Raw genomic sequence first — 5446 nt, 5'->3', positions numbered from 1 at the left:
CAACATATTTTTCTACATAAAAGTATCTTTTTCCGTTTGCTTTGTAATTTGTTAGAAATGCCATAGTAATGCTCCTTTCAGGTGTTTTTATGGTTAGTTAAAGAGTAGTTCTGTAATGTTTTTTCAACTTTTTCATACCAATATTTCACATCGTTTATGGATACTCCGATTTCTAGTAGTTCTTTTGGTATACGGTTGTTATCTAATAGCCACATTGCGATTCTTTCTAAAGCTATTTTTTGATTGCCGATTGCGTAAATGCATTTATATTTGTATTGCTTTGAGTAATATGGTTGTGTTCCAACGTATTGGGCTACATAAAAGTAAATGTTTCCTTTTACTTTTTTTGATATTATATATGCCAAAGAAATGACCTCCAATCATTAAAAATCTATATTACTTTGATTAATATTAACTTTATCAGGTTAATTTTTCAACAAATAAAGTATGAAATAATGCATATTTTGAACGTTTTAATTTAAATAGGTTTTAAATTAGTTTAAATAAATAAAATAAATAACCTTATATGTATATAAATTAACTTTAATTTAAATGAAGTATGAAATAGTGCATAATATGATTTTTTATTCCATACAGGTTTAAAAATGTTTTATAAAGTGCTAAAGTTGTGTTTAAAAGGTTAAAAAACAACTATTCTTTGCACAAAAGTGCCCTTATAAGAAAAAAGCATGTATATTTCATGAGAAAAAGGAGTATAAAAAATGAAAGTAGTAAATAACTTCCGTGTGATTATGGCGGTAAAGAATATAGATAATGTTGCAGAGTTGGTTAGGATGACAGGGGTAAGTCGTAACTCTATCAATAAGTTGTGGCGTAACGACAATGTGTCATCTTTACGAATAGATACATTGCTACCGATCTGTGAAAAGTTAAATGTTAAACTATCGGATTTAATTGAATATATTCCAGACGATAGTGAGACAAAATAATTTAGGGGCTATTCTATCTTTAGATAGCTTGTGTATGATGAAATCGGTATTAATATTTGCTAGTGGAAAACAGGTTATATTCGCATATGGTTTTTGGTAGGGTTATATGCTTATTTTAAATTTCGGCAAACTTTTATGACTGTCTTTTTCTTTCTTTTTCTGTTTGTTATCACATGAATATGGTAAATGAAATTATAGGCTTGCTAGGTGCGTCAACATCTTGGAAGATGAGAGGTAGGCAGATATTTCGTGATTTTGTTTAACTTTATGTGTGATTATCGTAATGCAGTAAAATGAAATGGTGGAATTGATGAGTAATGAAAAAAGAGTTCCTATTTGTGGGGCTCTTTTTTTATTTGTCATGGTGTATGCAAAGCACATGCAGAATACATACTAAACGTTTTTAAACGTATAGAGGACGCATACTTTAGGGAAAATCGCTTCCCTGAAGTAGAGCATGAGAAACCCAATAGGCACAGTCTATTTCACCACTTTTTGTACAAAGTGGGATTCGGTTTCCTTATGCTCTTTTTTATTTGAATGGGTCTAGGAATGAATATACGAATATCTGTAGTTTTACCCTATGGCTATTCTTATAGTGATTCTAATAGAAAATGTGATTGTATTAATGTTTTTGGGGTGTTTGAAAGAATAGAAAAAGCTGAAGCTCTTCCTGTAAAACAAAAAAATATGTTTGTAGAGGAAGTAGTTATTTCACTACAAGAAAATTCCCATAGATCGGTGGGGCGGTGAATATAAAAAGAGACTTTTTAATATATGGATGTCAGATTTTAAAAGGGGGAGGAGTATTTATGGTACCTGTCAACGGTAAGCGGACGGAATGAAGCGATAGCGAAATGATGGAGCATTAAGGAGTTGATAGGTAACTTCGACCAAGACCCTCTTGTTCTTCCCAAAACCATGTTTTGGGGATGCCTACCGGCGAGGGAGTCCCTCAAGGATTGAGGGGTTGGGGAGTTCGATTGAAAGGGGTCAAGGGGAAGAGTTTCCCTTGTGGGTTTGGGCAAAGCCCATAATTCTTTTGCCATGCCTGTCATGGCTCGGCGGTCGCCGAAATGTCCCGTAGGGCACACGTGTTTACGCAGTAAACTGTAGTGTGCTACAGTTTACATGGAACTACGACCGAAGAAGGAGCGATGCCCATGTCAAAATTCATGGTTTGTCATATGCAAAAATTCAAGATGACAGATGTGAAAGGATTACAAATACATAATCAGCGTGAAAAAGAAAGTCATTCAAATTCAGACATTATTCAAGAACGAACGGAACAGAATTATGATCTTATTCATGATAAAAGAAAAGTGGATTATAAGAAATTCATTCAAAATCGAATTGATAATGGTGTTGTATCTAATCGTGCGATTCGGAAAGATGCTGTTGTTTGTTGTTCGTTTATGATTTCGGCTAGTCCTGATTATATGAATTCTTTATCTCAAGCGGAACAGAGACGATTCTTTGAAGAGTCTGTTTGTTTTTTAAAGGCGAGATATGGAGAAGAGAACTTTGTATATGCTTCAGTACATGTTGATGAAAAAACACCTCATATGCATGTGGGCATGGTTCCGGTTAATGAAAAACAAAAACTATCAGCGTATTCATTTTTTAAAAACAAATCAGAGCTTCATGATCTACAAGATAAAATCTATGAACATGTGAAGGAAAAGGGATTTGATATAGAGCGTGGTGTTTCTAGCGACAGGAAACATTTATCGACGCAGCGGTTTAAAGCGGTGAGTTTGCAACAAGAAATAGAGAAGTTAGAGCAGGAAAAGAAAGAAATAGATAGTCGTCTTTATGATTTAGCATCGTCTTTAGATCAAGCGAAAAGTGTAGATGAGATTCCAGTCAAAGAAAAAGGCGGGTTCATACGCTCTAAAATGGTCGAGATTGCTTCAGAAGACTTCGATAGTATAAAATCATTAGCTAAGTCTTCTGAGTCTCTTAGAAACGAAAATAGACGCCTTAAAAATGAAAAGATTAAGATTGAACGTGAAAAAGATGATTTATATAAGGGGCAACGTTTTTTAGAAAGGCAAGTAACAGACTTGAAAAGAGAGAATCGAGGGTTGAAGGAAGCAAATGATTTTCTTAAGAAAACGTTGGAGCGAGTGAAAGAGATGTATAAGGAGAAGCTTCCTGAACTCGCAGGGGTGATTGGTTATGTTAAGGGGAGTATACTGGACAAGATGAATCGCAAGTTTTTAAAACGACATTTTGCTGGTGATGATGAAGTAAAGGGTGCTCAAAAGTTCTTGAATCACAAACAAGAGCATGAAGAACAACAAAAGAGATTAAAACAAGTACGAAGAAGCCAACAGAAAAATTGGGACCAGGGATTGGAGAGATAGTGTGGGAACATTATTTAATCAACAACCAAGGATGGAATATTTTCATAGTTATGGAGTTAAGTTTATAGGTACTGTAAAGGAATTGGCTAAGAAAAATAATTTAACGATTGAAGAGACATGTAGGATTTTGGAATTGACGATGAAAATTGATGATTATGATCGTAAGGATGAACAATTAGCTGGAATTGGAGAACTTATCAAGGAAATGAATGATCAAATTATGGGACTTAGTGGAGGTCTGAGAGCTATAAGTGAACGTTTGCGTGATATGAATGAAAATGTTGTATTAGTATCTTTGGAAGATAAAGAATAATGGCATGTTAGGAGGCTCTGTGTGAGTCTCTTTTTTCTTTAGATGTGTAGCGTTAGCGGAACTTGTTTTGCATAATATAGCGAGGATTGTAGAGCCTTGTATAACATCCTTGAAGATAGTTTGTTTAATAAAAAAGACGTGGTTAAATCCCACGTCTTTTTCTAATTTAAAGGTAATTTTGATGAGTTTTCTTTTATAATTTTTAAGATTTCTTCAAAAGATAATCTCTGTTCTACTACATTAACAGTGAAATCTGAAGATTCTTGTTCGGACATTTTTAATTCGTACTCATTGTATAACAGAAACATTTCTAGGCAAGCTAATGCCGTTCTTTTGTTTGCATTATAGAATGCGTGGTTTTTAGCCAATGATTCAAATAATGCAGTGGCTTTGTGGAAGATAGTCGGATATGCATCCTCTTGTGCTACTGTTTGTTGTGGACGGTATATTGCTGATTGTAATAACCCTGTATCTTTAACACCTCTTTGTTCATTAGGTGAATACATGTCGATAAGTGTTTCATTGATAAAAATAGCTTGAGTTTCTGTTATATAAATTGTCATTTCGGTTTTCCTACTTTCCTCCACGCCTGAAGGATAATTATCTGTTTACCAAATCTTTAAATGCACCGTCAAATTTATTGATGGTTCTGTTTAACGATTCCAAGAACTTAGGATTGAGATCCTCTGGCATAGAAATTTTTTTGGATTTTTTTATAACGATTTGTTCGTTTTCTTCGTTAATTTCTAAACTTACAACGTCACCTTGTTTGATATTTAGAGTAGTGTAAAATTCTTGCGGTAATGTTAAACCTAAAGAATTGCCGATTTTAGTAACTTTACGTTCGATTTTTTGTGTTTCCATGTGGCGAGTGTTTGCTGTCATTTGGACTTCCTCCTTGGAATTTGCCACACTATTTTTTGTCGTAGTCTAATTGCCACTTTGTGTTTGTATTGAGTTTTTCGAATTATATAGTGTGATTTTATGTTTGTTTTGTTTGTTTGCTTTTGGTTTTTTCGGTCTTCTTAGTTTTCTCTTTTGTTTGTTGTGTTTAGTCTTTCTGTATTATTATGACGTTTAGTTAGAATGTTATAACAGTTATAACGTATTAACCGTCAATACAATTATACTCATTTTTAGAAATATGTAAACAAATTTATATTTCATTGCAAAAGATAGGGAAGATTGTAGAGCCTTGCTTGAATTTGTTTTATTTAGACAAAGAAAGTGTAAAGGGAGTTACCTGTTATTCTAATTAGCAGGTAAAGTTCGAGAATTTCTCGATTTTTTCATGGCAACACTTCGAACGTGTTCTGAAATATATGTTTTTGAGGTATAGGGGATTGATGTGTAATTCTTAAAGAGAAAATATTATAAGTTGTTTGAAAAACGCTTAGAAGTGAAAATGAAGAGGCTGAGAGATAGGAATAATTTTTGTTTTTAAAAGAAAAAATGCCCTTGTCCACGAAGTGGATTGAAGGGCATTTTTTTATGGTTTTTCGGACACGAAAAATACGGTTTTCTTCTTTCTTTAATACATAGGTAACTATTTCCGCACGGAAATTGATGCCTATGTATTCTTTTATCCCTTGATACACAAGGGATTTCGAAAAAAAAGACTTGCTATTTCCGGCGGGTAGATTTATCATTTTTAGTGTCGAATTAAAAACAATAACTACCAAGGAAGGAGCAAGTCCGAAAAAGGGATTCGTGTACCCTTTTTTAAGCAATTCATATAGGACTAATATATCAAACATGACAAAGAAAAATCAAGATGAAATCACTGGTAAATTACAACCTAAAAAGAAACAGAA

At 33.5% G+C, this 5446-nt stretch carries 6 protein-coding genes; 3 read left to right on the top strand and 3 right to left on the bottom strand.

What is annotated here, in order from left to right; genetic code table 11:
* Positions 1 to 77: 77 nt before the first annotated feature.
* Positions 78 to 365 carry a hypothetical protein gene (locus CQ064_RS32735; RefSeq protein ID WP_000323412.1) on the bottom strand — a complete coding sequence of 96 codons (288 nt, stop codon included), beginning with the start codon at positions 363 to 365 and terminating at the stop codon, positions 78 to 80.
* Positions 366 to 722: 357 nt separating this feature from the next.
* Here CQ064_RS32735 and CQ064_RS32730 point away from each other — a divergent pair, with 357 nt between their 5' ends.
* From CQ064_RS32730 to CQ064_RS32710, 3 genes are all read left to right on the top strand, one after another.
* The gene (locus tag CQ064_RS32730) at positions 723 to 950 is read left to right on the top strand and encodes a helix-turn-helix domain-containing protein (RefSeq protein WP_000869766.1); all 228 of its coding nucleotides are present in this window, start codon (positions 723 to 725) and stop codon (positions 948 to 950) included.
* Positions 951 to 2113: 1163 nt separating this feature from the next.
* Positions 2114 to 3319 carry a MobV family relaxase gene (gene mobV / locus CQ064_RS32715; protein ID WP_000033078.1) on the top strand — a complete coding sequence of 402 codons (1206 nt, stop codon included), beginning with the start codon at positions 2114 to 2116 and terminating at the stop codon, positions 3317 to 3319.
* Positions 3320 to 3350: 31 nt separating this feature from the next.
* Positions 3351 to 3632, top strand: coding sequence for a hypothetical protein (locus tag CQ064_RS32710; protein ID WP_003273526.1), 282 nt, complete (start codon positions 3351 to 3353; stop codon positions 3630 to 3632).
* Between the two features lie 161 nt (positions 3633 to 3793).
* Here the strand turns inward: CQ064_RS32710 and CQ064_RS32705 are convergent, their stop codons facing one another.
* Both CQ064_RS32705 and CQ064_RS32700 read right to left on the bottom strand, forming a co-directional pair.
* A complete protein-coding gene (locus CQ064_RS32705; protein ID WP_000158319.1) occupies positions 3794 to 4195 on the bottom strand; it encodes a type II toxin-antitoxin system death-on-curing family toxin in 402 nt (133 codons plus the stop codon).
* A 37-nt stretch (positions 4196 to 4232) separates the two neighbouring features.
* On the bottom strand, positions 4233 to 4517 hold the full coding sequence (locus CQ064_RS32700; RefSeq protein ID WP_000126403.1) for an AbrB/MazE/SpoVT family DNA-binding domain-containing protein: 285 nt from the start codon (positions 4515 to 4517) through the stop codon (positions 4233 to 4235).
* Positions 4518 to 5446: the final 929 nt, after the last annotated feature.

The sequence above is a fragment of the Bacillus sp. MYb78 genome (assembly GCF_002975115.1).
In the GTDB taxonomy this organism is placed as follows: domain Bacteria; phylum Bacillota; class Bacilli; order Bacillales; family Bacillaceae_G; genus Bacillus_A; species Bacillus_A cereus.
The sequence above is the reverse complement of the archived record's forward strand: the minus strand, read 5'-3'. Positions and strand labels throughout refer to the sequence as shown.

Coding starts and splice junctions, on each gene's coding strand:
- CQ064_RS32730 (WP_000869766.1), top strand. CDS start 723: ATGAAAGTAGTAAATAACTTCCGTGTGATTATGGCGGTAAAGAATATA.
- mobV (WP_000033078.1), top strand. CDS start 2,114: ATGTCAAAATTCATGGTTTGTCATATGCAAAAATTCAAGATGACAGAT.
- CQ064_RS32710 (WP_003273526.1), top strand. CDS start 3,351: ATGGAATATTTTCATAGTTATGGAGTTAAGTTTATAGGTACTGTAAAG.
- CQ064_RS32705 (WP_000158319.1), bottom strand. CDS start 4,195: ATGACAATTTATATAACAGAAACTCAAGCTATTTTTATCAATGAAACA.
- CQ064_RS32700 (WP_000126403.1), bottom strand. CDS start 4,517: ATGACAGCAAACACTCGCCACATGGAAACACAAAAAATCGAACGTAAA.